The sequence below is a fragment of the Rhodoplanes azumiensis genome, from assembly GCF_042682915.1.
In the GTDB taxonomy this organism is placed as follows: domain Bacteria; phylum Pseudomonadota; class Alphaproteobacteria; order Rhizobiales; family Xanthobacteraceae; genus Rhodoplanes; species Rhodoplanes azumiensis.
The window spans coordinates 45220-68174 of the sequence record NZ_JBHUIW010000009.1 but is presented as its reverse complement, the minus strand read 5'-3'; the positions used below and the strand labels follow the sequence as shown (position 1 = coordinate 68174).

Annotated in this window: 21 protein-coding genes; 9 read left to right on the top strand and 12 right to left on the bottom strand. The window is 69.8% G+C overall.

Translation table 11 applies throughout. The annotated features are described in order from the left end of the window. Positions 1 to 5: 5 nt before the first annotated feature. From ACFSOX_RS09905 to ACFSOX_RS09860, 10 genes are all read right to left on the bottom strand, one after another. Positions 6 to 521, bottom strand: coding sequence for a tripartite tricarboxylate transporter TctB family protein (locus ACFSOX_RS09905; RefSeq protein ID WP_378477646.1), 516 nt, complete (start codon positions 519 to 521; stop codon positions 6 to 8). 75 nt (positions 522 to 596) lie between these two features. Then, positions 597 to 1601, bottom strand: coding sequence for a Bug family tripartite tricarboxylate transporter substrate binding protein (locus tag ACFSOX_RS09900; protein ID WP_378477645.1), 1005 nt, complete (start codon positions 1599 to 1601; stop codon positions 597 to 599). A 161-nt stretch (positions 1602 to 1762) separates the two neighbouring features. Beyond that, positions 1763 to 3271, bottom strand: coding sequence for a mandelate racemase (locus ACFSOX_RS09895; RefSeq protein ID WP_378477644.1), 1509 nt, complete (start codon positions 3269 to 3271; stop codon positions 1763 to 1765). A 527-nt stretch (positions 3272 to 3798) separates the two neighbouring features. Then, positions 3799 to 4959 carry a Gfo/Idh/MocA family protein gene (locus ACFSOX_RS09890; protein ID WP_378477643.1) on the bottom strand — a complete coding sequence of 387 codons (1161 nt, stop codon included), beginning with the start codon at positions 4957 to 4959 and terminating at the stop codon, positions 3799 to 3801. A gap of 245 nt (positions 4960 to 5204) precedes the next feature. Continuing rightward, positions 5205 to 5879 (bottom strand): TetR/AcrR family transcriptional regulator, encoded by a 675-nt coding sequence (locus ACFSOX_RS09885; protein WP_378477642.1) that lies wholly within the window; start codon positions 5877 to 5879, stop codon positions 5205 to 5207. Between the two features lie 109 nt (positions 5880 to 5988). Further along, a complete protein-coding gene (locus ACFSOX_RS09880; RefSeq protein ID WP_378477721.1) occupies positions 5989 to 6684 on the bottom strand; it encodes an ABC transporter ATP-binding protein in 696 nt (231 codons plus the stop codon). Positions 6685 to 6811: 127 nt separating this feature from the next. Then, positions 6812 to 7573 carry an ABC transporter ATP-binding protein gene (locus tag ACFSOX_RS09875; RefSeq protein ID WP_378477641.1) on the bottom strand — a complete coding sequence of 254 codons (762 nt, stop codon included), beginning with the start codon at positions 7571 to 7573 and terminating at the stop codon, positions 6812 to 6814. Then, a complete protein-coding gene (locus ACFSOX_RS09870; RefSeq protein WP_378477640.1) occupies positions 7566 to 8573 on the bottom strand; it encodes a branched-chain amino acid ABC transporter permease in 1008 nt (335 codons plus the stop codon). The genes ACFSOX_RS09875 and ACFSOX_RS09870 overlap by 8 nt, the downstream gene beginning before the upstream one ends. Before the next feature lies 1 nt (position 8574). Beyond that, complete coding sequence (locus ACFSOX_RS09865) at positions 8575 to 9498, bottom strand: branched-chain amino acid ABC transporter permease (RefSeq protein WP_378477639.1); 924 nt, start codon at positions 9496 to 9498, stop codon at positions 8575 to 8577. 161 nt (positions 9499 to 9659) lie between these two features. After that, a complete protein-coding gene (locus ACFSOX_RS09860; RefSeq protein WP_378477638.1) occupies positions 9660 to 10847 on the bottom strand; it encodes an ABC transporter substrate-binding protein in 1188 nt (395 codons plus the stop codon). 272 nt (positions 10848 to 11119) lie between these two features. Between ACFSOX_RS09860 and ACFSOX_RS09855 the strand changes: the two genes are divergently transcribed. Then, positions 11120 to 12187 carry a nitrilase-related carbon-nitrogen hydrolase gene (locus tag ACFSOX_RS09855; protein WP_378477637.1) on the top strand — a complete coding sequence of 356 codons (1068 nt, stop codon included), beginning with the start codon at positions 11120 to 11122 and terminating at the stop codon, positions 12185 to 12187. Positions 12188 to 12411: 224 nt separating this feature from the next. Next, a complete protein-coding gene (locus ACFSOX_RS09850; RefSeq protein ID WP_378477636.1) occupies positions 12412 to 13779 on the top strand; it encodes a TrpB-like pyridoxal phosphate-dependent enzyme in 1368 nt (455 codons plus the stop codon). Positions 13780 to 13867: 88 nt separating this feature from the next. On the opposite strand, the gene ACFSOX_RS09845 is transcribed toward ACFSOX_RS09850, so the two are convergent. Beyond that, positions 13868 to 14857: a Bug family tripartite tricarboxylate transporter substrate binding protein gene (locus ACFSOX_RS09845; protein WP_378477635.1), complete on the bottom strand. Its 990-nt coding sequence runs from the start codon at positions 14855 to 14857 to the stop codon at positions 13868 to 13870. Positions 14858 to 15137: 280 nt separating this feature from the next. Here ACFSOX_RS09845 and ACFSOX_RS09840 point away from each other — a divergent pair, with 280 nt between their 5' ends. From ACFSOX_RS09840 to ACFSOX_RS09815, 6 genes are all read left to right on the top strand, one after another. Then, entirely contained in the window at positions 15138 to 15809 is a 672-nt protein-coding gene (locus tag ACFSOX_RS09840; RefSeq protein WP_378477634.1) for a TetR/AcrR family transcriptional regulator, read from the top strand. Continuing rightward, a complete protein-coding gene (locus ACFSOX_RS09835) occupies positions 15806 to 16960 on the top strand; it encodes a pyridoxal phosphate-dependent aminotransferase (RefSeq protein WP_378477633.1) in 1155 nt (384 codons plus the stop codon). The genes ACFSOX_RS09840 and ACFSOX_RS09835 overlap by 4 nt, the downstream gene beginning before the upstream one ends. A gap of 29 nt (positions 16961 to 16989) precedes the next feature. After that, positions 16990 to 17823 carry an ABC transporter substrate-binding protein gene (locus ACFSOX_RS09830; RefSeq protein WP_378477632.1) on the top strand — a complete coding sequence of 278 codons (834 nt, stop codon included), beginning with the start codon at positions 16990 to 16992 and terminating at the stop codon, positions 17821 to 17823. Positions 17824 to 18078: 255 nt separating this feature from the next. Further along, positions 18079 to 18756, top strand: coding sequence for an amino acid ABC transporter permease (locus ACFSOX_RS09825; protein WP_378477631.1), 678 nt, complete (start codon positions 18079 to 18081; stop codon positions 18754 to 18756). Further along, complete coding sequence (locus ACFSOX_RS09820; protein ID WP_378477630.1) at positions 18749 to 19426, top strand: amino acid ABC transporter permease; 678 nt, start codon at positions 18749 to 18751, stop codon at positions 19424 to 19426. The genes ACFSOX_RS09825 and ACFSOX_RS09820 overlap by 8 nt, the downstream gene beginning before the upstream one ends. Before the next feature lie 9 nt (positions 19427 to 19435). After that, the gene (locus ACFSOX_RS09815) at positions 19436 to 20179 is read left to right on the top strand and encodes an amino acid ABC transporter ATP-binding protein (protein WP_378477629.1); all 744 of its coding nucleotides are present in this window, start codon (positions 19436 to 19438) and stop codon (positions 20177 to 20179) included. On the opposite strand, the gene ACFSOX_RS09810 is transcribed toward ACFSOX_RS09815, so the two are convergent. Further along, a complete protein-coding gene (locus ACFSOX_RS09810; RefSeq protein WP_378477628.1) occupies positions 20166 to 21101 on the bottom strand; it encodes a LysR substrate-binding domain-containing protein in 936 nt (311 codons plus the stop codon). The two genes, ACFSOX_RS09815 and ACFSOX_RS09810, sit on opposite strands and share 14 nt — an antisense overlap. A 164-nt stretch (positions 21102 to 21265) precedes the next feature. On the opposite strand from ACFSOX_RS09810, the gene ACFSOX_RS09805 reads away from it, so the two are divergent. Next, positions 21266 to 22954: a hydantoinase B/oxoprolinase family protein gene (locus ACFSOX_RS09805; protein ID WP_378477627.1), complete on the top strand. Its 1689-nt coding sequence runs from the start codon at positions 21266 to 21268 to the stop codon at positions 22952 to 22954. The last annotated feature ends 1 nt before the right edge of the window (position 22955 follow it).

Genomic DNA, 22955 nt, shown 5'->3' with positions numbered 1-22955 from the left:
GCTCTCTAAGGAAGCCGGACGAGGAACAGCGTCTCGAACATGTAGGGGATCAAGCCCGCCGCCAGCACCGCGATCAGGGCCGCGATGGCGAGCTTGCGGGCGCGCGAGGCCCACGGCTCGCTCCGCTCCCATTCGAAGGCGACGATGAACACGAAGACGAAGAGGCCGGTGGCGAACCAGAACGGTGTATGGCCGACCAGCACGACCGCGTAGACGAAGCACAGCGCCGAGCAGAGCGCGAGGCGGCGCCACGCGGCGCGGCGCTCCTCCGGCGTGTCGTCGTCGAGCGGGATCTGCGGGCCGAACGCGCCGGCGAAGGCCGAGCGCAGCGCCAGCACCAGGCCGAGCAGCGCGATGACGATCCCGAGCAGGCCGGGCACCAGACCGGGCGCCGTCCACGGATTGATGCTTCGCTCCTCGAGCCGCGGCATTCCCCACGATTCGGCGAAGGCCGCGACGCCGAACACGACCAGGATGACCCCGGTGATCAGGTCGGCGCGGGCGAGAGGTCTGGTGTGCATGGAGCCTCGCGAGACAGGCAGGACGTGATGCGGGGCGGGCCGGGCCCGCCCCGCCGCGTGATCGACCGAGTCCGATCAGGGCTTCGGAATGCCGACGGTCGCGGGGTCGACCTTGGCTTCCTTGCGCTCCCACATGCCCCAGGCGAACTCCTGGATGGCCGGCATGACGGCCTTCTTGGCCTCCTCGCCGTAGAGCGCCGCGACGATGGCGCCGCGCTGGGTGGCGTACTTCTTCAGCGCCTCGGACTTGGCGACCTTGTCCTTCCAGATCATCTCGAGCGTGGTGATCACCTCGGCCGGCGTGCCCTTCGGCACGAAGATGCCGAAGTAGTTGTCGGTCGCCTTGTAGGCCGGGATCGACGAGGTGATGGTCGGGATGGTGCCAACGCCCTCGAGCTCGAGCGGCTTGGTGGCGAACACGCCCAGCGCCCGCAGGCGCTTGGCGCGAAGCATCTCGGCCTGCTCGACGGCGAGCTGGGTGGTCGCCTGGGTCTCGCCGCCCGCGGTGGCGATGACGGCCGGGTTGCCGCCGTCATAGGTCACCTGGCGGGGCTGCACGCCGGCCGCCTGCGCGAAGGCGCCGAGCGCCGCGCCGCCCGAGGAGTTGATGCCGGCGGTCGCGACCGTGATGCCGTTCGGCTTCTCCTTCATGGCCTTCACGAGATCGTCGAGCGTCTTGTAGGGGGTCGCCGCGTTGACGCCCATCACCGAGGCGTTGATCACGCCGAGGAAGAGGTGCCAGTCGTCCAGCTTGGTGTTCAGGAGGCCGGTCACCGGATAGGTGCCGAGATCCTTGGCCGCGCCGGAGGCGAACATGTAGCCGTCCTTCGGCGCCTCGACGACCGACTTGGTGCCGATCGAGCCCGACGCGCCCGGCTGGTTGACGATGACGACCGTCTGGCCGATCGCCGCCTCGATCTCCTTGCCGAGGAGGCGCACGACCTGATCGGTCGAGCCGCCGGCGCCCCACGGCACCACGACGGTGATCGGCTTGGTCGGCTTCCACGGATAATTCTGGGCGTCGGCGACGCCCGTGAGGGCGAGGACCGCCGCGGCGGCCGCGAGCAGGGTTCGTTTCATTCGAGGTCTCTCCCTTCGAGTCGTTGGTGGGTCGTGATCGAGGTGACGCGCTTCTGCCGGCGCGTTTCGGGGGCTCCTTTACGCCGGCATCGTGACGAGCGGCCCGGGGGCGGCCGGCGGCGCGGAAACGGATCGCACGGTGGACATCCTCTCCTCGAGCGTCACACCGATACCGGCGTCTGCACGGGATCTCGGGGGCCCGCCGACACCGACGTCGGCAGCCCGGCAGGCACCACCATGGGCCGCATCGCGGCGAGATCCGGCATGGCGCCGACCGCGAGGCCCGGGGCCGCCGCGATCGAGCCGAGCGACACGGCACCGTTCCGGATGGCGAGGCGCGCGCGCCCGCTCGCGCGGGCATAGAGATCCGGATGGGCGACGAGAAACCGACCCTGCTCCGCGTCCGAGGCGCCGGCCATGCCGTCGACATAGTGATGCCCGTTGCGCTCCACATGGGTCATGCCCACGAGGGTCGCGAGCGCCAGATCCTGCTGCACCGCGACGCCGGCCTGCGTGGTCAGATCCTCGGCCGACATGAAGGCGCGCGCAACCCCCGTCGCGCCCTCGCCGGCGTTCCAGTGCGCGACGCGCGCCCGATTGATCAAGGCGCGGTAAAAACCCTTGCACGACTTCGCGGAGACTCCACGATAGCCGAGTGCCCGGGCGCGCGGGAACACGTCGAGATCGCTGTCCGATTCGTCGACCTCGACCGGCACCAGCGCGGCGAGCGCATGCACGGGCTCGGCGAGCGCGCGGGCGCGGCCGATCGGCTGCTCGATGTGCGGCGTCGACGCCACCATGCGGGCGAGCCGCGGCGTCTCACCCATGCGGCGCCACAGCGCGACGACGGCGTCGACCGTGTCGTACTGCTCGTTCCCGTCGAGCGTGACGACGTAAGGATCGGCGATCGCGTCGATCACGGCGGCGATGCCTTCGAGCCGCGCGATGTCGGCGGCGATGTCGCCCGAGACCTTGAGCTTGAAATGACGGTGCCCGTAGGCGGCGACGACCTCCTCCAGGCTCTCGGGGAGACCGTCGTCGAGCCGCTTGCCGGCCGTCTCGGCGCTCGTGAGCGCATCGACCATGCCGACCGTGTGGCGCACGAAGATCGACGGGGCGGGCGTCAGCCCGGCGAGGAACTTTTCGAGATCGAAGCCGGCGAGATCGGGCGCGCCCTGCGTCGTGAGACCGACACGATTCGCCGCCACCAGCGCGAAGGCCGGAACGCCCTCGATGCGCGCCAGCGCGTCCAGAATCGCGCGCTCGATCTCGGCGATGCCGAACGAGGCGACGAGCCCGTTCAGCCCGACGGCCGCGCAGGCGGCGCGATGCGCCGGCTCGATCGTGGCGGAGAGGCCGAAGGCCGTGCCCTCACCGGCGGCGAGACACTGCGCGCGCGCGATCGCCAGTGCGGCGCGGAGCTGATCGAAGTTCTGCTCGTTGGTGAGGTCGGGCGACTTGTCGAACCATTTCGGCACCATCAGCTGGGCCGCGATGCCGTCGCCCTCGCGCCCGTCGGCGAGCCGGATGCGCACCCTGGTGAAGACCTGCGGTGCCTCGCGCAGCGTCACCACGCCGAAGCGGAACGGCAGCCGCAGCGTGACCGGGCGCTCGAAGAAGTCCGCTGCCAGAAGGCGAAGGCGCGGGGCCTCGGTGGTCGCCGCGCTCATGGCCGGCATCCGTCCGCGAGACACGCGACCGCACCGGGCGCGGCCGTGCCACGAAGTCCATAGATGCGCCGCCGACAAGACCCGGTCACGGGCAGCTCCTCTCATCTAATAACCAACTGGTTACATCTGGACCGAGAGCGTCGCAAGGCCCGAAGCCGCCTCGCCCGACAAGATCCGCCATGCGGACTTCGCAGGCGACGTGTCACAAAGTCCCGACCCGACGCGACGTTATGCTGCGTGTGCGAAGCGTCTGTGGAATCCTACCATCCGTAGTTCTGCGAAGCACACCAGTGCCCGGACGAGAGACGACACGGCAAAGACGCGGATGGCCGGGGACGAGCCCGGCCATCGTGCTTGGGCACTCGGCATCGACTGCGCAACGCAACGCGAGTCCTCGGCCGAGACTCTCGTCGCGCGTCATCGCCGGGCTCGTCCCGGCCATCCACGATCTCGTTCTTGGGAAGCGTCTGTTCGTAGATACCCGCGACGAGCGCGAGCATGACGAGGTGAACGCCCGGAGGCTCGACTCACACCGTCAGCTTCGGCACGTCGAGCCAGCGGCGCTCCTGCCAGCTCTTCAGGCCGAGCTCGGCGAGCTGCACGCCCTTCGCGCCTTCCAGCAGGCCGTGCGCCCACGGGCCGTCGGCGACGACGTGACGGATGAAGTTCTCCCACTGGATCTTGAAGCCGTTGTCGTACTCGAAATTGTCCGGAACCTCCTCCCACTGGTCGTAGAAGTTCATGGTCTGCGGGACGTCCGGATTCCAGATCGGGCGCGGCGTGTTGACCCGGTGCTGGGTCCAGCACTTCGAGAGACCGGCGACGGCCGAGCCGTGGGTGCCGTCGACCTGGAAGGTGACGAGGTCGTCACGCCGCACGCGCACGCACCACGACGAGTTCATGTGCGCGACGACGCCGCCCTCGAGCTCGAAGGTCGCGTAGGCGGCGTCGTCGGCATCCGCCACGTAGGTCTTGCCGTTCTCGTCGACGCGGCTCGGGATGTGGGTGGCGCCGAGGCAGCTCACCGCCTTCACCTCGCCGAACAGGTTGTCGAGCACGTAGCGCCAGTGGCACAGCATGTCGAGAATGATGCCGCCGCCCTCGGCGAGCTTGTAGTTCCAGCTCGGCCGCTGCGCCGGCTGGCCCCAGTCGCCCTCGAACACCCAGTAGCCGAACTCGCCGCGCACCGAGAACATGCGACCGAAGAAGCCGGCCTCCTTCAGCTTGGCGATCTTGCGCAGCCCCGGCAGGAACAGCTTGTCCTGGACGACGCCGTGCTTGATGCCCCGCTCCTTGGCCAGCTTGGCGATGGCGAGCGCCTTGTCGACCGTGTCGGCGATCGGCTTCTCGCAATAGATGTGCTTGCCGGCCGCGATCGCCTGCGTGATCAGATCGGCGCGGGCCTGCGTGGTCGCCGCGTCGAAGAAGACGGTGTCGTCGGGGTTCTTCAGCGCGGCGGCGAGATCCGAGGTGGTGCGCTCGATGCCGTACTGGCGACCCAGCGCCGCGACCTTCTCGGCGTTGCGGCCGACCAGGATCGGATCCGGCATCACGCGATCGCCGTTGGGCAGCACGACGCCGCCCTGCGCCCGGATCGCGACGATGGAGCGCACCAGATGCTGGTTGAGACCCATGCGCCCGGTGACGCCGTGCATGATGATGCCGAGCTTCTTGGTGGCCACTTGCATGCCTCGCCTGATGTGAAAAAACGCGATGACGGCCCTCGCCGGCGAACGCCTCAAGTAACCGCCTGGTTACAAATCACCACGACGCCGGAAGACCGTCAAGCGGCTTGTCACATTCAAAATTGCAGGCCCGCGTCGCGATCCGGCATGGCTGGCGAACGCGCCGACTTCGCTGCGCCGCAGCATAATCACGTGAGATCGATGATCAGCGGCCGAGGGCTACGCCGGCGATCGCGACGCGCCGCCGCTCACGGCCGCAGATAGGCGAGCACCACGTCCTCGATGTGCCGGCCGCGGGCCTCGAGGCTGGCCGGGTCGTCCATGCTGCGGCCGAAGATGGTGGCGAGCGTGTAGCGGTTGGAGAGGTAGAAGAAGCCGAGCGAGGCGATCGAGATGTAGAGCTGCACCGGATCGATGCCGGGCCGGATCACGCCCTTCTCGGCCCCGCGCGCGAGCTGATGCGACAGGGTGGCGACCAGGGGCGAATGCAGGTCGCGGATGCAGGCCGACTGCTTGAGATAACGCGCGCGGTGCAGATTCTCGGTGCCGAGCAGGCTCAGGAACTCCGGGTGATCGATGAAGTAGCGCCAGGTGAAGCGGACGAGCTCGCAGATGGCGTCGAGCGGCTCGCGGTCACCGAGATGAAGGTCGTTCTCCGCATGGCGGATCGCCGAATAGGTCGCCTCCAGGACCGCGACGTAGAGCCCCTCCTTGCCGCCGAAATAGTGGTAGATCATCCGCTTGTTGACACCCGACCGCTTCGCGATGGTGTCGACGCGGGCGCCGGTGAGGCCCTTGGCGCGGAACTCGTGGGTCGCCGCCTCCAGGATCGCGGCGCGGGTGCGGACGGGATCGCGCGGGCCGGTCGGCCGTTTCGGGGGGACGGCTGTGGGGGGATCCGTCTTGGTGGAAGTCGCGTCCATGGCCTCGCCTGCGGCGGAGTCGCGCTGCCGCCCGGGCGCACCATACAGCATTGTTCTCCTCTGCGGCACTCGCTCGCGTGCGATCACACCCGCAGATCACACCTGAAGATCACACCTGCAGCCAGCGCTGGCGCACCGTCTGGTCGGCCGCGAGCGCCGCCGAGGTGCCGGTCCACACGACATGCCCCTTCTCCAGCACGACGTGCCGGTCGGCGAGCCGGGTCATGGCGTCGAGATGCTTGTCGACCAGCAGGATCGCCTGTCCGTCCCGCTTGAGCCGGCTGAGCCCGCGCCAGATCTCGGCCCGGATCAGCGGCGCGAGACCTTCGGTCGCCTCGTCGAGGATCAAGAGGCGAGGATTGGTCATCAGGGCGCGGCCGATCGCCAGCATCTGCTGCTCGCCGCCCGAGAGCTGGCTGCCGAGATGGCCGCGCCGCTCGGCGAGTCGCGGGAAGAAGTCGTAGACGCGGTCGAGCGTCCAGCGGTCGCCGAAGCGCGCCGCGGCGGTCGCGACGAGGTTTTCGCGCACCGTGAGGGTCGGGAACACCTGCCGGCCCTCGGGCACGAGGCCGAGCCCGAGCTGGGCGATCCGATACGGCGGCAGCCCGGTGACCGGCACCCCGTCGAGCGCGACGCTGCCGCCGGTCGGCCGCACCAGGCCCATCAGCGCCCGGATCGTCGTCGTCTTGCCCATGCCGTTGCGGCCGAGCAGCGTCACCACCTCGCCGGCCGCGACCCGAAAGCCGACGTCGAACAGCACCGGCGTCTCGCCGTAGCCGGCCTCGAGGTTTTCGACCGTCAGCATGGGATGGCCCGGCATTCCGACGCCGTCCTGTCCGGCCTGGTGCCGGGCATCCGCATCCTGGCCGCAAACGAAGGCGTGGATGGCCGGGACGAGCCCGGCCATGACGAAGGATGGATCGAAAACCACCTCATCGCTCGAACTCGATCTCGTCGCCGAGATAGGCGGCGACGACCTGGGGATCCTCGCGCACCTCGTCGGGGCGGCCGCCGAGCAGGATGCGGCCGTAGATCAGCACCGAGATGTGGTCGGCGAGCGCGAAGACGGCGGTCATGTCGTGCTCGACCAGCATCATGGCGAAGCGCCCCTTCAGCCGGCGCAGCACCGTGATCAGGCGCGCCGTCTCCTCGCGGCCGGTGCCGGCCATCGGCTCGTCGAGCAGCAGGAGCTTCGGCTCGGTGACGATCGCCATGGCGAGCTCGAGCGCCCGCTTTTCGCCATGGGAGAGATGGCCGGCCGGCACGTCGGCGCGCTCGGCGAGCCCGACCTCGGCGAGCGCGGCCATGGCGGGCGTGTTGAGGGCCGGCTCGGCGGCGGCGTCGCCGAACAGGCGAAAGCTCGAGCCGGCTCGGGCCTGAACCGCGATGGCGACGTTCTCCAGCGCCGAGAAGGTCGGCAGCACCGAGGTGATCTGGAACGTGCGGGCGAGGCCGCGCCGCGCCCGCTCGTGCGGGGCGAGGCGGGTGACGTCGTGACCGGCGAACAGGATCGTCCCGGAATCGGCCGGCAGCACGCCGGAGATCTGGTTGATCAGCGTCGTCTTGCCGGCGCCGTTCGGGCCGATGACGGCGTGCAGCTCGCCGGGGGCGACCGAAAGATCGACCGAGTCGGTGACGACCAGGCCGCCGAACTGCTTGCGCAGGCCCTTCAGCGCGAGGATCGGCTCAGCCACGGCGCAGCCTCCGGCTCACGGCGGCCGAGAGCGCCGTCCCGATGCCCACGAGGCCGCCGCGCACGAACACGACGACCAGCACCAGGAGCGGACCGAAGATCATCTTCCAATGCTCGGTCAGGCCGGCGAGCCATTCCTCCAGCAGCAGGTACGCCGCCGCGCCGACGATCGCGCCGTGCAGGGTGCCGAGCCCGCCGAGCAGCACCATGATGATCAGCTCGCCGGACCGTTGCCACGACATGTAGGCCGGGCTGACGAACTCGGTCGCGTTGGCGAGCAGGAAGCCCGCGAGGCCGCCGATCATGCCGGCGATCACATAGGCGGCGAGCTGGAAGCGATAGACCCGGAAGCCGAGCGTCGTCATCCGCAGCGCGTTGTCCTTGGCGCCGCGCAGGACGCGCCCGAAACGCGAGGCGACGAGCGCACGGCAGAACAGATGGACGGCGATCAGAACGGCGAGCACGACGTAGTAGAAGGCGAGCGGCCGGTCGAGCACGGCGAAGCCGAACAGTGTCGTGCGGTCGTGGATGGTCAGCCCGTCGTCGCCGCCATAGGGCGCGAGCGACGACGCCGTGAAGAACGCCATCTGGCCGAAGGCCAGCGTGATCATGATGAAGTAGACGCCCTTGGTGCGCAGGCAGACGAGCCCGGTGGCGAAGGCGAACAGGCCGGAGGCGAGGAGCGCGGCCGGCAGCGCGACCACGAGGTCGTTGGTCTCGTGCGCGTCGAGGATGCCGACCGCATAGGCGCCGATGCCGACGAAGGCCGCCTGCCCGAACGTCACCAGCGCCGCGTGCCCGATCAGCAGCTCGACCGACAAAGCCGCGATGGCGAAGATCATCACCCGGACGAACAGGTCGAGCAGATAGCCGGCCGACATCGACGCGGCGGCGAGCGGCAACACCGCCAGCAGCGCGAAGAGGACGAGCGGCAGCACGACGTTTCGGCGCGGCCGCCGGGTCGCCGGAGCCGTCTCGTCCGGAACCGCGGCCAGCGTCATCTCAGCGGCCTTTCGCCGGGAACAACCCGGTCGGCCGGACATAGAGCACCACGGCCATCAGGAGATAGATCAGCATCGAGGCGAGCGCCGGACCGACCGTGCGGGCCGTGGAGGACGACAGGAACAGCCGCAGGATGTCGACCGCGAAGGAACGGCCGAGCGTGTCGACGAGGCCGATCAGCAACGCCGCGACAAACGCCCCACGGATCGAGCCGATGCCGCCGATGACGATCACGACGAAGGCGAGAATGAGGATCGTGTCGCCCATGCCGGGCTCCACCGACAGGATCGGCGCGATCATGATGCCGGCGAAGCCGGCCAGCATGGCGCCGAAGCCGAACACCAGCGTGAACAGGCGGCGGATGTCGACGCCGAGGGCCGACACCATCTCGGGGTTGGTGGCGCCCGCCCGCACCAGCATGCCGATCCGGGTGAAGGAGACCAGCGCCCACAGCAGCACGGCGACGACGAGGCCGCTGCCGATGATGACCAGCCGCCACACCGGATAGAGGAGGCCGGGCGCGAGCGCGACCGAGCCGGTCAGCGCCTCGGGCACCGGCAGCGACAGCGGCGCCGCGCCCCAGACGTATTTCACCGCGCTGTTGAGGAACAGGATGATGCCGAAGGTCGCGATCACGTGGTCGAGGTGGTCGCGCCCGTAGAGATGGCGGAACACCACGGCTTCGAGCAACAGCCCGAACGCCAGTGCGGCGGCGAGCGCCAGCACGAGCGCGGCGACGAAGCTGCCGGTCAGCCCGTAGAACATCACGGCGAGATACGCGCCCAGCATGTACTGGACGCCGTGCGCCAGGTTGATGAAGTCCATCACGCCGAACACGAGCGTCAGCCCGGCCGCGATCAGGAACAGCAGCACCCCGAGCTGCAGGCCGTTGAGGACTTGGACGACGAGGAGCGTGGTGGACATGGGAGGCGGGTTGTCGCGGGATGTAGGGTGGGCAAAGCGACGCGGGCCCACCCGCCGATGTCGCGCCGATGTCGCACCGGAGTCACCCCCGACCCGCAGCGTGGGCACGGCGCTCACGCGCCTTTTCCCACCCGACGGCGGCGTGTCCGGCGGGCGCCGCCTCACTTCATCTTGCAGCTTCCGACATAGGCGTCGGCGTAGTCGTCGAAGACCTTGGAGACGATCTCGGTCTGGTACTTGCCGTCGGGGCGCTTGGCGACCTTGGTCAGGTAGAAGTCCTGGATCGGATAGTTGTTGGTGTTGAACTTGAAGTCGCCGCGCAGCGAGACGAAGTCGGCCTTCTTGAGCGCGGCGCGCAGCGCGTCCTTGTCCTTGGTGTCGCCCTTGGTCGCCTTCAGGGCGCTGTCGATCAGCATCGCGGTGTCGTAGGCCTGGAACGCATAGGTCGCCGGCACGGCGCCGAACGCCGCCTCGTAGGCCGCGACGAAGGCCTTGTTCTTCGGATTGTCGAGGTTCGGAGCCCAGTTCGAGCCGGCGAAGAAGCCGAGCGCGGCGTCCTGCTGGGCCGGCAGCGTCGACTCGTCCACCGTGAAGGTGGACAGCACCGGGATCGTCTCGGCGAGGCCGGCCTGGCGATACTGCTTGACGAAGTTGACGCCCATGCCGCCGGGCAGGAACACGAAGACGACGGAGGGCTTCGCCGCGGCGATCTTCGACAGCTCGGCCGAGTAGTCGAGCTGGTTGAGCGGCACGTAGACCTCGTCGACGACGTCGCCCTTGAACCACCGCTTGAAGCCGGCGAGCGAGTCCTTCCCGGCCTGGTAGTTGGGCGCCATGATGAAGGCGGTCTTCATGCCCTTGTCCTGGGCGTATTTGCCCGAAACCTCGTGCATCTGGTCGTTCTGATAGGACGTGACGAACAGGTTCGGGTTGCAGTCGCGCCCGGCGTAGTTCGAGGTGCCGGCGTTCGGGCTGATCAGGATGGTGCCGCCTTCGGTCGCCGGCTTCACGATCGCCTGCAGGATGTTGGAGAACACCGGGCCGACCACGAAGTCGACCTTGTCGCGCTCGACCAGCGCCTTGACCTTGCCGACCGCGACGTCCGGCTTGAGCTCGTCGTCCTGCACCAGCACCTCGACCTCGCGGCCGCCGAGCTTGCCACCCAGCTCCTTGACGGCGAGCTGGAAGCCGTTGCGGATCTGCTGGCCGAGCACGGCGGGCGGGCCCGACAGGGTGGCGATCACGCCGACCTTCAGCTTCTCCGGCGCCTGGGCGTGCGCCTGGGTCGGCAGGGGGGCGACGAGGGCGCAGGCCGCGACGGCGGCGAGCCACGAAACGGTTTTGGTCATCGCAACTGGTCCTCCGGAAACAGGATCGGCACGGGGGCGGGCAAGGGTCGGCACGGCGGCGGACCGCGCCGGCCGCCGAGATAAGCCGGTCGGCGGCGCGGCGTTCAAGCAAAAAGTGCAGGCCGGGACGCAGTATCGTGTCCCCCCACCGGCCCGCCCTGCCCCTCGGCTTGCGCGGCCGGGGCGAAAAGCGCAATTTCCGGCCCGGACGCAACGTCCCGGCCCGTTCGGGGCCGTTCCCGGTCCGCGCGGGGCCGGAGGGGGAGCATCGCATGATCGAGCCTTACAACGCGGTCGGCCTCATTCCGACCTTCTGGGGCATTCGCCGCCGCGAGGACATCAAGCACAACATCGAGCATTTGAAGAGCCTGACCAAGGCGGCCTTCTGGCTGTCCAATCTCGACATCCCGGTCCGCCTCCTCGCCATTCCCGAGGGCGGACTGATGGGCTTCAACGACGAGGTGCTGGACGTCGACCACGCCGACTTCGCCGCCACCTGCGCGATCGACATCCCGGGCCCCGAGACCGACGAGATCGCCGCGCTGGCGCGCGAGTGGAACGTCTACATCATGGCGCAGGCCAAGGCCCGCCATCCGGACTGGAAGGACCGGTTCTTCAACGTCGGCTTCGTCGTCGATCCGGACGGCGAGATCGTCCTCAAGCACTACAAGCTCGGCGCGCTGCTGCCGGTCGAGCGCTCGGTGTCGCCGCACGACATCTACGACTGGTGGATCGAGAAATACGGCCGCACGCTCGACGCCTTCTGGCCGGTCGCCGACACCAAGATCGGCCGGCTCGGCATCATGATGGCGATGGAGGGCTCGTACCCTGAGAACGGCCGCGGGCTCGCCATGAACGGCGCCGAGGTGGTCTACCGCGCCTCGCTCCCCGCCCCGTTCACCGAGAACGACTTCTTCGAGATCACCAATCGCTGCCGTGCGCTCGAGAACAACATGTATATCGTGGCGCCCAACATCGGCAGCTATCACCTCTATCCGGAGGGCAAGGTCGGCATCGACGCCGGCGGCGGCCAGTCGATGATCGTCGACTATCGCGGCCAGCTGGTCGGCAAGCAGCGCGACACCAACGGCTCGACCTTCGTGTCGGGCGTCATCAACATCGAGGCGCTGCGGCACCACCGCGAGAGCGCGCAGGTGACCAACTGGCTCAAGGACGTGCGCACCGAGCTGGCCCAGATCATCTACGAAAAGCCGGTTTATCCGAAGAACATGTACATGGACAAAATCCCGGCCAAGCACGCCGACTACAAGCGCGACGTGATCGACCGGCAGGTCGCCCTGATGCAGGAGCGCGACATCTGGAAGAAGCCGTCGCGGTGAGCGGGGCGGCACGCTTCACCTCTCCCCGGCGGGGAGAGGTCGACGCGCGAAGCGCGTCGGGTGAGGGGGTGCCGAGCCCTCCATCGACGCCTACGCCCCTCACCCCGGTCGCGAGCTGAAGCTCGCGACCGACCCTCTCCCCACGGGAGAGGGTGACGGAGCGAACCGGCAGGCTCTCACATCGGACAGCCGGCCCGACCATCAACCTCGAAAGACCCGAACGCATGACCGACACCTACAAGTTCCTGCTGCCCGAGAACCGCATCCCGCGGGCCTGGTACAACATCGCGGCCGACCTGCCGGCGCCGCCGCCGCCGGTGCTGCATCCCGGCACGGGCAAGCCGATCGACCCCGACGATCTCGCCGCCATCTTCCCGATGGAGCTGATCCGCCAAGAGGTCGCGACCGAGCGGGAGATCGAGATTCCGGAGCCGGTGCGCGAGATCTACAAGCTGTGGCGCCCCGCGCCGCTGCACCGCGCCGTGCGTCTGGAGCGTGCGCTCGATACGCCGGCCCGCATCTTCTACAAGTACGAGGGCGTCTCGCCGGCCGGCAGCCACAAGCCGAACACCGCGGTGGCGCAGGCCTTCTACAATCGCGAGGCCGGCATCCGGAAGCTCGCGACCGAGACGGGCGCCGGCCAGTGGGGCTCCTCGCTCGCCTTCGCCGGGTCGATCTTCGGCCTCGAGGTGAAGGTCTACATGGTCAAGGTCTCCTACAATCAGAAGCCCTATCGGCGGGCCCTGATGGAGACCTACGGGGCGACCTGCATCCCGAGCCCCTCGATGGAGACGGCGGCCGGACGCGCCGTGCTGGCCGAGCACCCGGATTCGAACGGCAGCCTCGGCATCGCCATCTCCGAGGCGGTCGAGATCGCGGCGCAGAACCCCGACACCAACTATGCGCTCGGCAGCGTGCTCAACCACGTCGCCCTGCACCAGACCGTCATCGGCCTCGAGGCGATCGAGCAGATGGAGATGGCCGGCTTCTGGCCCGACGTGGTCATCGGCTGCGCCGGCGGCGGCTCGAACTTCGCCGGCATCGCGTTCCCGTTCCTCGGCAGGAAACTGCGCGAGGGCAAGGACGTGCGAGTCCTCGCCGTGGAGCCGGCGGCGTGCCCGACGCTCACCCGCGGCAGCTACGCCTACGACTTCGGCGACACGGCGCATCTCACGCCGCTGATGAAGATGCACACGCTCGGCTCCAGCTTCATGCCGCCCGGCTTCCATGCCGGCGGCCTGCGCTATCACGGCATGGCGCCGCTGGTGAGCCACGCCAAGGAGCTCGGGCTGATCGAGGCGAAGGCCGTGCACCAGAATCCGTGCTTCGAGGCCGGCCTCCTGTTCGCCCGCAGCGAGGGCATCGTGCCGGCGCCGGAGTCGACCCATGCGGTCCGCGCCGCCGTCGACGAGGCGCTCGCCGCCAAGGCCGAGGGCAAGCCGCGCACCATCCTGTTCAACCTGTCGGGTCACGGCCACTTCGACATGCAGGCCTACACGGACTACCTGTCGGGCAAGCTGGAGGACCGCGACTACGACGCGGCCGCCCTGACGGCGTCGCTCGACGCCCTGCCGAAGGTCGCGGCGGAGTGACGGCACCCGGGGCGGCCGCCGCACCGGCGGTCGCCCCCGCGGGGCGATCACGACCGGGCGGCGGGCGCCGAAGCCGCCGCCGCGGTCGTCACTGCATCCGGATGCCGCGGGCTCGGATGACGTCGCCCCACTTGGCGTTCTCCTTGACCATGTAGCCGACGAACTGCTCGGGCGAGCCGCCGGAAATGATCGCGCCCTGCTTGATCAGCAACGCGCGGACGTGATCGTCCGCGAGGGTCGCGAGCAGCGCGCTGCTGAGGCGCGCGACGATCTCGGAGGGCGTGCCGGTCGGCACCATCAAGGCGACGTCGGTCGACGACTCGAAGCCGGGCACACCCGATTCCGCGATGGTCGGCACGTCTGGCGCCAGCGGCATCCGCTCCGTCGTGCTGACGCCGAGCATCCTGATCTTGCCGCCCTCGGCGATCGGCAGGGCGACGACGGCGTCGACGAAGCCGCACGCCACCTCGCCCGACACCAGCGCCTGCACGGCCGGGCCGCCGCCCCGGTAGGGGACGTGCAGCATGCGGAAGCCCGCCATCGCCATGAGCAACTCGGTGGCGAGATGGCTCGACGAGCCGGGCCCCGAGGATTCGAACACGACGCCGTCCGGCTGCCGGGCCCGCACATAGGGCAGGAACTCGGCGAAGGTCTTCACCGGCAGCGACGGATTGCAGCAGAACACCTGCGGGCTGCGGATCACGAGGCCGACCGGGGCGAACGCCTTGCTGCTGTCGTACGGCAGCTTCTCGAACAGATGCGGCGCCATCGCGTAGGTGCTGTTGGTCGCCAGCAGCACCGTGTAGCCGTCCGGCTCGGCCTGCGCCGCCACGGCGTGCCCGATGGTGCCGGCGGCGCCGGGACGGTTCTCCACCACGGTCGGCTGTCCCAGCTCCACGCCGAGGCGCTGCGCCAGGATGCGGCCGGTCACGTCGGTGATGCCGCCCGGCGGCCACGGCACGATCATCTTCACCGGCCGCGACGGGTAGCCCGGCTGCGACGCCGCCGGGCGTGCCGCGGCCGATGCCGCTGCGGCGGCGAGCGTGGACAGCACGGAACGGCGGGACCAGAGCGTCATGGGCTTCTCCTTCGATGAGGGCACGCAGCCGCGACCGCGCCGTCGCAGCAGCGCGCCGCCGACCGTTCGTTCAAACACCTGTTTGATATCATCCGCCCGGCCGTGCGCCAATATTGGACAGCGATTCCGCGATGCACATATTGTTTGCATATGCGAGATGAATCGACAGCACAGGCCTTGGACGACCTCCCACACCGATTTCGGAGACATCGTTGACGGCTGCTCGACGATCGGCTACGACACTGTTCAAACACTTGTTTGAAACGTTTCGATCGAACGAATGGGCGGCGGCACGCAGGCGACCCCGGACCGGATCCTCGACGTCGCGGAGGCGATGTTCGCGGCGAACGGCTATCGCGCCGTCTCGGTGCGCGCGATCACGCGCGAATGCGGCGTCAACATCGCGGCGATCCACTATCACTTCGGATCCAAGGAAGCGCTGCTCGAGCAGATCTTCGCCAAGCGCTCGGCCGCCATCAACAACGCACGTTTCCGCCTGCTCGAAGCCTGCCGCGCGGCGCCCGGGCGCCCGCCGATGCTGGAACAGATCCTCGAGGCCTACCTTCGCCCCTCGCTGGTGCTGCCGAACGGCGACGCCGGGGCGCGGCGCTTCATGCGGCTGCGCGCCATCCTGGCGCACGAGCACGCCGACATGTCGAAGAACCTCATCTCGAAGCACTTCAACCACGTCAGCGGCACGTTCCTCGGCGCCCTGATGAAGGAGCTCGACCACCTTCCAGCCAAGGTCGTCTACTGGCGCTTCCACTTCCTGCTCGGCGCCCAGTACTTCACGCTCGCCGATCCCGGCCGGATCCAGATCCTGTCGGAAGGCGCCTGCGACCCAGCCGACTCCGACACCGCCCTCGCCGAGCTGGTCGCCTTCACGGCGGCCGGCTTCCGCGCCCCGCCCTCCCCTCACGACGCCCTCATCCTCGGAAACGTTCTCCCATGACCCTGAAGCTGGCCGACCGCGTCCTCGGGCTGAAGCCCTCCGCCACCGTCGAGATGACCGAGAAAGTGCGGGCGGCGCGCGCGGCGGGGCGGCGGGTGATCGGCCTGTCGAGCGGCGACCCCAACCTGCCGACCGATCCCCGCATCGTCGAAGCCGCCACGCGGGCGATGCGCGACGGCGACACGCATTACGGCCCGCCCGCCGGCTCGCCCGCCCTGCGCGAGGCGATCGCGGCCCGCGAGGCGCGGCTCTCCGGCGCGGCCTACGATCCGGCCGACATCATCGTCACGCCCGGCGGCAAGTTCGCCCTGCTCGCCGCCCTGATGGCGCAGGTCGATCCGGGCGACGAGGTGCTGGTGCCGGTGCCCGGCTGGGTCAGCTACGGCCCGTGCGTGAAGATGTGCGGCGGCACGCCGGTGGCGATCGACATGCTCGACCGCGTCGATCCCGAGCGCATCGCCGCCGCCGTGACGCCGCGCACCAGGGCGATCATCATCAACTCGCCCTGCAACCCGACCGCCCGGGTGATCCCGGCCGACGAGCTCGCCGCCGTCGCCGCGCTGGCGCAGCGTCACGGCTTCTGGATCATCTTCGACCAGGTCTACGGTGACCTCGTCCACTGCGGCGCGTTCCACCACATGCAGAGCAACGAGACGGTGCGCGACCGCGTCTTCGTCGTCGACAGCTTCTCCAAGACCTTCGGCATGACCGGCTGGCGGCTCGGCTACCTGGCGCTGCCGCCCGGCACCGCCAAGAGCGTCGTCAAGTTCATCCAGCACTCGATTTATTGCCTGCCGGGCTTCGTCCAGGCCGCCGGCCTCGAGGCGCTGTCGCTCTATGACGAGATCGTGCCGCGCTACCGGGCGATGTTCCGGGCGCGGCTCGAGCGCGCCGCCGCCCGGCTCGACGCCGTCCCCGGCATGGCCTGCGCCATGCCGGACGCCGCCTTCTACATGTTCCCGCGGGTCGACGCGCCCGACACCGAGGTCGCCCGCCACTGGCTCGACACCATCGACGTCGCGGCGATGCCGGGCTCCTCCTTCGGCGGCATGGGCGCCGGCCATCTGCGCCTGTCCGTCACCTGCTCCGACGCCGACCTGGACGAGGCGCTGACCCGCATCGCCCGGTCCGGCCTGCCGAAAGCCGCCTGACCCTCGACGTTCCGCAAGAGAGGACCGACATGACGCTCCGCCACTCCGCCGCCCGCCGCCGCTTCGGCCTCGCCTGTGCGGCCTTCGCCGGCGCGACGCTCGCCGCGCTCCTGGTCACCGACACCGCCACGGCGCAGCCCGCCCAGAACACGATCGCGACCATCAAGAGCCGCGGCAAGCTGCTCGCCGGCGTGAAATACGACACGCCGCCCTTCGGCTTCCTCGACAAGGACAACAAGCCGGTCGGGTTCGACATCGACCTCGTGACCAAGGTGGCCGAGAAGATCGGCGTTCCGATCGAGCTCGTCAGCGTCACCTCGACGACCCGCATCCCGATGCTGGTCAGCGGCAATGTCGACCTGGTCGCCGCCTCGATGACGCACACGCGCGAGCGCGACCGCACCATCGACTTCTCGATCACCTACTACACGGGCGGCCAGTCGCTGCTGGTGCCGGCGTCGAGCAGCATCGCCTCGGTCGCCGACCTCGACGGAAAGGCGGTCGCCGTGCAGCAGGGCACGACCCTGGAGAAGACCATCGCGGCCAAGGCGCCGAAGGCGAGCATCTCCGGCTTCAAGGACTACAACAGCGCCTGGCTGGCGCTCGCCCAGGGCCGCGTCGACGCGCTCACCGGCAGCCTCAACATCCTCCAGGGCTTCGCCAAGGAGAACAAGCGCTTCAAGATCGTCGGCGACCTGTTCAGCGTCGAGCCCTTCGGCATCGGCGTGCGGCAGGGCGACTCGAGCCTGCGCGACGCGATCAACGAGACGCTGCAGGATCTGTGGACCTCCGGCGAGTACCGCACCCTCTACGTCAAGTGGTTCGGCGAGGAGCCGCGCGTCCCGGTCGAGACCTGGCCGTGAGGCATCGGCCCTGAGAGGCTGGAAGTGTTTCCCGGTTTTCGAGAGTCAGGCCGAGCCAAGTCCTTGAATTGACGAGATCTGAAAATCACGAAAGCCGAACGATCGGCACTCTCTGAGGCCACGCGCGTGAGTTCCAGCACTCCGTTCCCCGAGATCGCCCAGACCTCCGCTCGTCCCCGCGAAGGCGGGGACGAGCGGAGTGCGGGGCCGGTTCACCGTCACGTTCGCCGGGCCACGCACTGAGGCTGGCATCGCATGTCCTATCAGTTCGACTGGTCGCAGGTCTGGCAGCATCGCGACCTGATCCTCGACGGGCTCCTGGTCACGATCGCGCTGTCGGTCGCCGCCCTGGTTCCGACCCTGATCGTCGGCATGCTGATCGGCACGCTCGGCGCCTCGACGTCGCGTGCCGGCCGGGTCGCCGCCGGCCTCTATGTCGAGACGATGCGCAACGTGCCGCTGCTGATCCACATGTACGTGTGGTACATGGCGCTCGCCTTCCTGCGGCTGCCGGCCTTCCTGTGCGCCGTGCTCGGCCTCACGCTCTACTCGAGCGCCTATGTGGCCGAGCTGGTGCGGGCCGGCATCGCCGCCGTGCCGCGCGGCCAGGCGCGCGCCGCCGCCGCCTCCGGCCTGCGCCCCTGGCAGGTGCAAGTACTGGTCGTCTACCCGCAGGCGCTGCGCATCGTCGCGCCGTCGCTCGCCAGCCTCGCCTCGCAGCTCGTCAAGGACTCGTCCCTCGCCTCGGTGATCGCGGTCGCCGAGCTGAGCTACCAGGCCGGCGCCATCGAGGGCCAGACGTTCCGCACCTTCGAGGTCTACATCACCATCGCGGTGCTCTACATCGCGCTCGTGCTCCTGATCAGCTTCGCCATCGACCACATCCCCGGACTGCGCGCCCGGCGCCCAATCGCGAGGATCGCCGATGCCTGAGCCGATCCTCGCCGCCGTCGTTCCGGAGGTGATCCGGGACAACCTGCCGTTCCTCGCCGCCGGCTTCGCCACGACGCTGCGGCTCGCCGCCGTCGGGATCGTCGGCGGCAGCCTCGTCGGCCTCCTGCTCGGGCTGCTGCGCCATGCCGAGATCCCGGTGCTGTCGCGCCTCGCCGCGCTGTACATCGAGATCGTCCGCGGCACGCCGCTGCTGGTCGTGCTGTTCGTCTGCTACTTCGCGATTCCCGCGCTCGCCGGCTACCGCACCACCGCGGTCGCGGCCGCCTCGCTCGGCTTCGTCCTGTTCATCGCCGCGTATCTCGCCGAGGACGTCCGCAGCGGGCTTCGCTCGGTGCCGGCAGGCCTCGTGCGGGCGGGCCTCGCGACCGGCCTGACCCGTTGGCAGGTGTTCCGCCTGATCGTGCTGCCGCAGGCGCTGCGGCGTATCATCCCGCCGGTGTTCAACCAGTACGTGCGGCTGCTGAAGTTCACCTCGGTCGCCTCGGTGATCGGCGTGCGCGAGCTCACCGGCAGCGCCCTCCTGGTCAACGCCCGCGAGTTCCAGCCGGTCGCGATCATCGCCACCGTCGCCGTCACCTATCTGGTCGTCTGCTCCGGCCTGTCGCTCGTCGGCCGGCTGCTCGACGCCCGCCTGTCGATCAGAACCTGAAGGCTCTCGATGTCCGGCTCTCCGCTGATCGTGCTCGACCGCGTGTGCAAGCAGTACGGCACCACGCCGGTGCTGCGCGACTGCAGCCTCGCCGTCGCGCGCGGCGAGATCGTCGTCGTGTGCGGCCCCTCCGGCTCGGGCAAGAGCACGCTGATCAAGACCGTCAACGGGCTCGAGCCCTACCAGTCGGGCTCGGTGCGTTTCGACGACGAGGAGGTCGGGGCGCGCGGCACCGACCTGCCGCGGCTGCGCACCCGGATCGGCATGGTGTTCCAGAGCTTCGAGCTCTACCCGCACATGACGGCGCTGCGGAACGTGATGCTGGCGCAGGTGCACGCCCTCGGGCGCTCCCGCGCCGAGGCGCGCGAGCGGGCCCTGGCCCTGCTCGCCCGGGTCGGCCTCACCGAGCGGGCCGAGGCGTATCCGGCCGACCTCTCCGGCGGCCAGCAGCAGCGCGTCGCCATCGCCCGCGCACTGGCGCTCGACCCGGTCGCCATGCTGTTCGACGAGCCGACCTCGGCGCTCGACCCGGAGATGATCAACGAGGTGCTCGACGTGATGACGGCGCTGGCCCGCGACGGCATGACCATGGTGGTGGTGACCCACGAGATGGGCTTCGCCCGCAAGGTCGCCGACCGCGTCGTGTTCATGGACGAAGGGCGGATCGTCGAGGACCGCCCGGCCGCGGAGTTCTTCGCGGCGCCGGCGACCGAGCGGGCCAAGACCTTCCTGTCGAAGATCATCTCGCACTGACCGGCCGGCGCCGGCCGGCCGGCGGCGCCCGGCGCGCCGTCGCCATGGCGACGAAGGTGGCGGCCGCCGCGGATGGGTCGTCGCGCCGGTGCACGAGCCACAGCGCCGACTCGCCGGCCGGCGCCAACGGCAGCCCGACCACGGCGGGCAGCGCGAAGCCGGCCAGCGAGGCCGGCAGGATCGACACGCCGAGCCCGACTGCGACCAGGCCGAGCAGCGTCGCGTTGGCGCGCGCCTCCTGCTCGACGCGCGGCCGGAAACCCGCCTTGCGGCACAGCCCGAGCACCTGGTCGTAGAGGCTCGTGCCGCTGCCCGGCGGAAAGAACACGAAGGGCTCGTCGGCGAGCGCGGCGAGCGGCACGGCGGCGCCGCGGCGGGCGATCGCCAGCGGGTGGTCGGCGCGCAGGAAGGCGTAGAGCGGCTCGCGCGACAGCGCCGCGGCGGCGAGGTCGGGCGGCAGGTCGGGCGCCGCCGGGCTGCGGACGACGCCGATCTGCAGCCGCAGCTCGGTCAGCGCCTCGATCTGGCTCGCCGTCACCTGCTCCTCCAGCACCAGCCGCACCCCCGGCACGGCCGCCCGGAACGCCCGGATCGTCTCGGTGAAGGTCGGGTCGAGCGCCCCCGAGGAGGCGAAGCCGATCTTCAGCTCGCCGGCCTCTCCGCGCGCCGCGCGCCCGGCCATCACGGCGGCGCGCTCGGCCTGCAGGAGGGTGGCGCGCGCCTCGGCCAGGAACACCCGCCCGGCCTCGGTGAGCGCCACCCGCCGGTTGGTGCGTTCGAGCAGGCGCGCCCCGAGATCCGCCTCGAGCTGGAGGATCTGCTGGCTCAGCGGCGGTTGAGAGATGCCGAGCCGCTGCGCCGCGCGGCCGTAATGCAGCTCCTCGGCCAGCGCGACGAAATAACGGAGATGGCGGAGCTCCATGGTCCGGTCGGGCCTCCTCGATGGCGACACGCCGGCCCCGCCGGCGACGCTGTTTCAGTCGCATCATATATCGTTTTCGTCAAAAACCATATTGGACGCAGATCGATACCTCTTCTACGGTTTTCCGGTCCCGATCTCGTCGTCCCCTGCCCCGGAGCCTGCGAATGTCCGTCCGACCGTCCCTCCGCCAGCACCCGAGCGCGACCGCGCCGCACGAGGCCTTCGATCCGGTGACGCTGGAGATCTACTGGAGCCGGCTGATCTCGATCGCCGACGAGGCCGCCGCCGGGCTGGTGCGGACCGCCTTCTCGACCATCGTGCGCGAGTCGAACGACTACGGCACCGTGCTGATGGACCGGAACGGCAACTCGATCTCCGAGAACACCGGCGGGCTGGCGTCGTTCTCCTGCATCCTGCCGCGCACGACCAGGGCATTTCTGGAGCGCTTCCCGGCCGAGACGTGGCGGCCCGGCGACTGCGTGATGACCAACGATCCGTGGCTCGCCACCGGGCATCTGCCGGACTTCACGCTGGTCACCCCGATCTTCCACCGCGGCCGGCTGGTCGGCTTCTCGGGCTCGATCTCGCATTCGCCCGACGTCGGCGGCGCGCTGTGGTCGGCCGACTGCCGCGAGCTGTTCGAGGAGGGCATCCGCATCCCGCCGGCCCGCTTCCTGCGCGAGGGCCGGCGCAACGACGATCTGGTCGAGGTGCTGCTCGCCAACGTCCGGGTACCGCGCCAGGTGCTCGGCGACCTCGACGCCCAGGTGACGGCCAACGAGGTGTGCGCACGCCGGGTCGAGGAGTTCCTGGACGACGTCGGCCTCGACGATCTCCAGGGCCTCGCCGAGGCCGTGCACACGCGCGCCGACACGGCGATGCGGCGGGCCGTCGCGGCGGTGCCGGACGGCACCTACTCGACCGTGCTGGAGGCCGACGGCTTCGACGACCAGATGACCCGCATCGTCTGCACCGTCACGGTGACGGGCGAGACCATGCACATCGACTACACCGGCACCTCGCCGCAGATCGACCGCGGCATCAACTGCGTGCTCAACTACACGCACGCCTACTCCGTCTACCCGGTGAAGTGCGCGCTCGACCCGTTCACGCCGCGCAACGAGGGCTCCTACCGGGCGCTCTCGGTGGCGGCGCCGGAGGGCTCGATCCTCAACCCGCGCTATCCGGCGCCGGTCGGCGCCCGCCAGCTCACCGGCCATCTGCTCGCCGATGCCGTCTACGGCGCGCTCGCCCCCGTGCTTCCCGACCGCGTCATCGCCCAGAGCGGCGCGGCGCCGTCGATGCGGGCGATCTTCTCAGGAATCGACCGCAACGGCGACCGCTTCAGCCAAGTGCTGTTCGCCACCGGCGGAATGGGGGCGACGCCGCACTCCGACGGCCTCTCCACCACCTCGTTCCCGACCAATGTCGGCGCCGGCAGCATCGAGGCGCTGGAAAGCGCCTCGCCGCTGCTCGTCTGGCGCAAGCAGCTGCGTCCCGACTCGGGAGGCGCCGGCCGCTTCCGCGGCGGCCTCGGCCAGGAGGCCGAGATCGAGGTGCGGTCGTCGACTCCGGTGCGCCTGTCGCTGCTCTCCGATCGCCGCGACCACCCGCCGCTCGGCCTCGCCGGTGGCGCGCCCGGGGCCGGCTCGATGATCCGGCTCGGCGACGGCACGGTGCCGCATCCGAAGTCGCGCACCACCATCGCGCCCGGCACCCGCCTCCACATGATCTACGCGGGCGGCGGCGGCTTCGGCGATCCACGGACACGCGCCCCGGCGGCGCTCGCGCGCGACCTGGAGGACGGCTACGTGACGGCCGCAGCGGCCGAGACCGAGTACGGCGCGGAGTGAG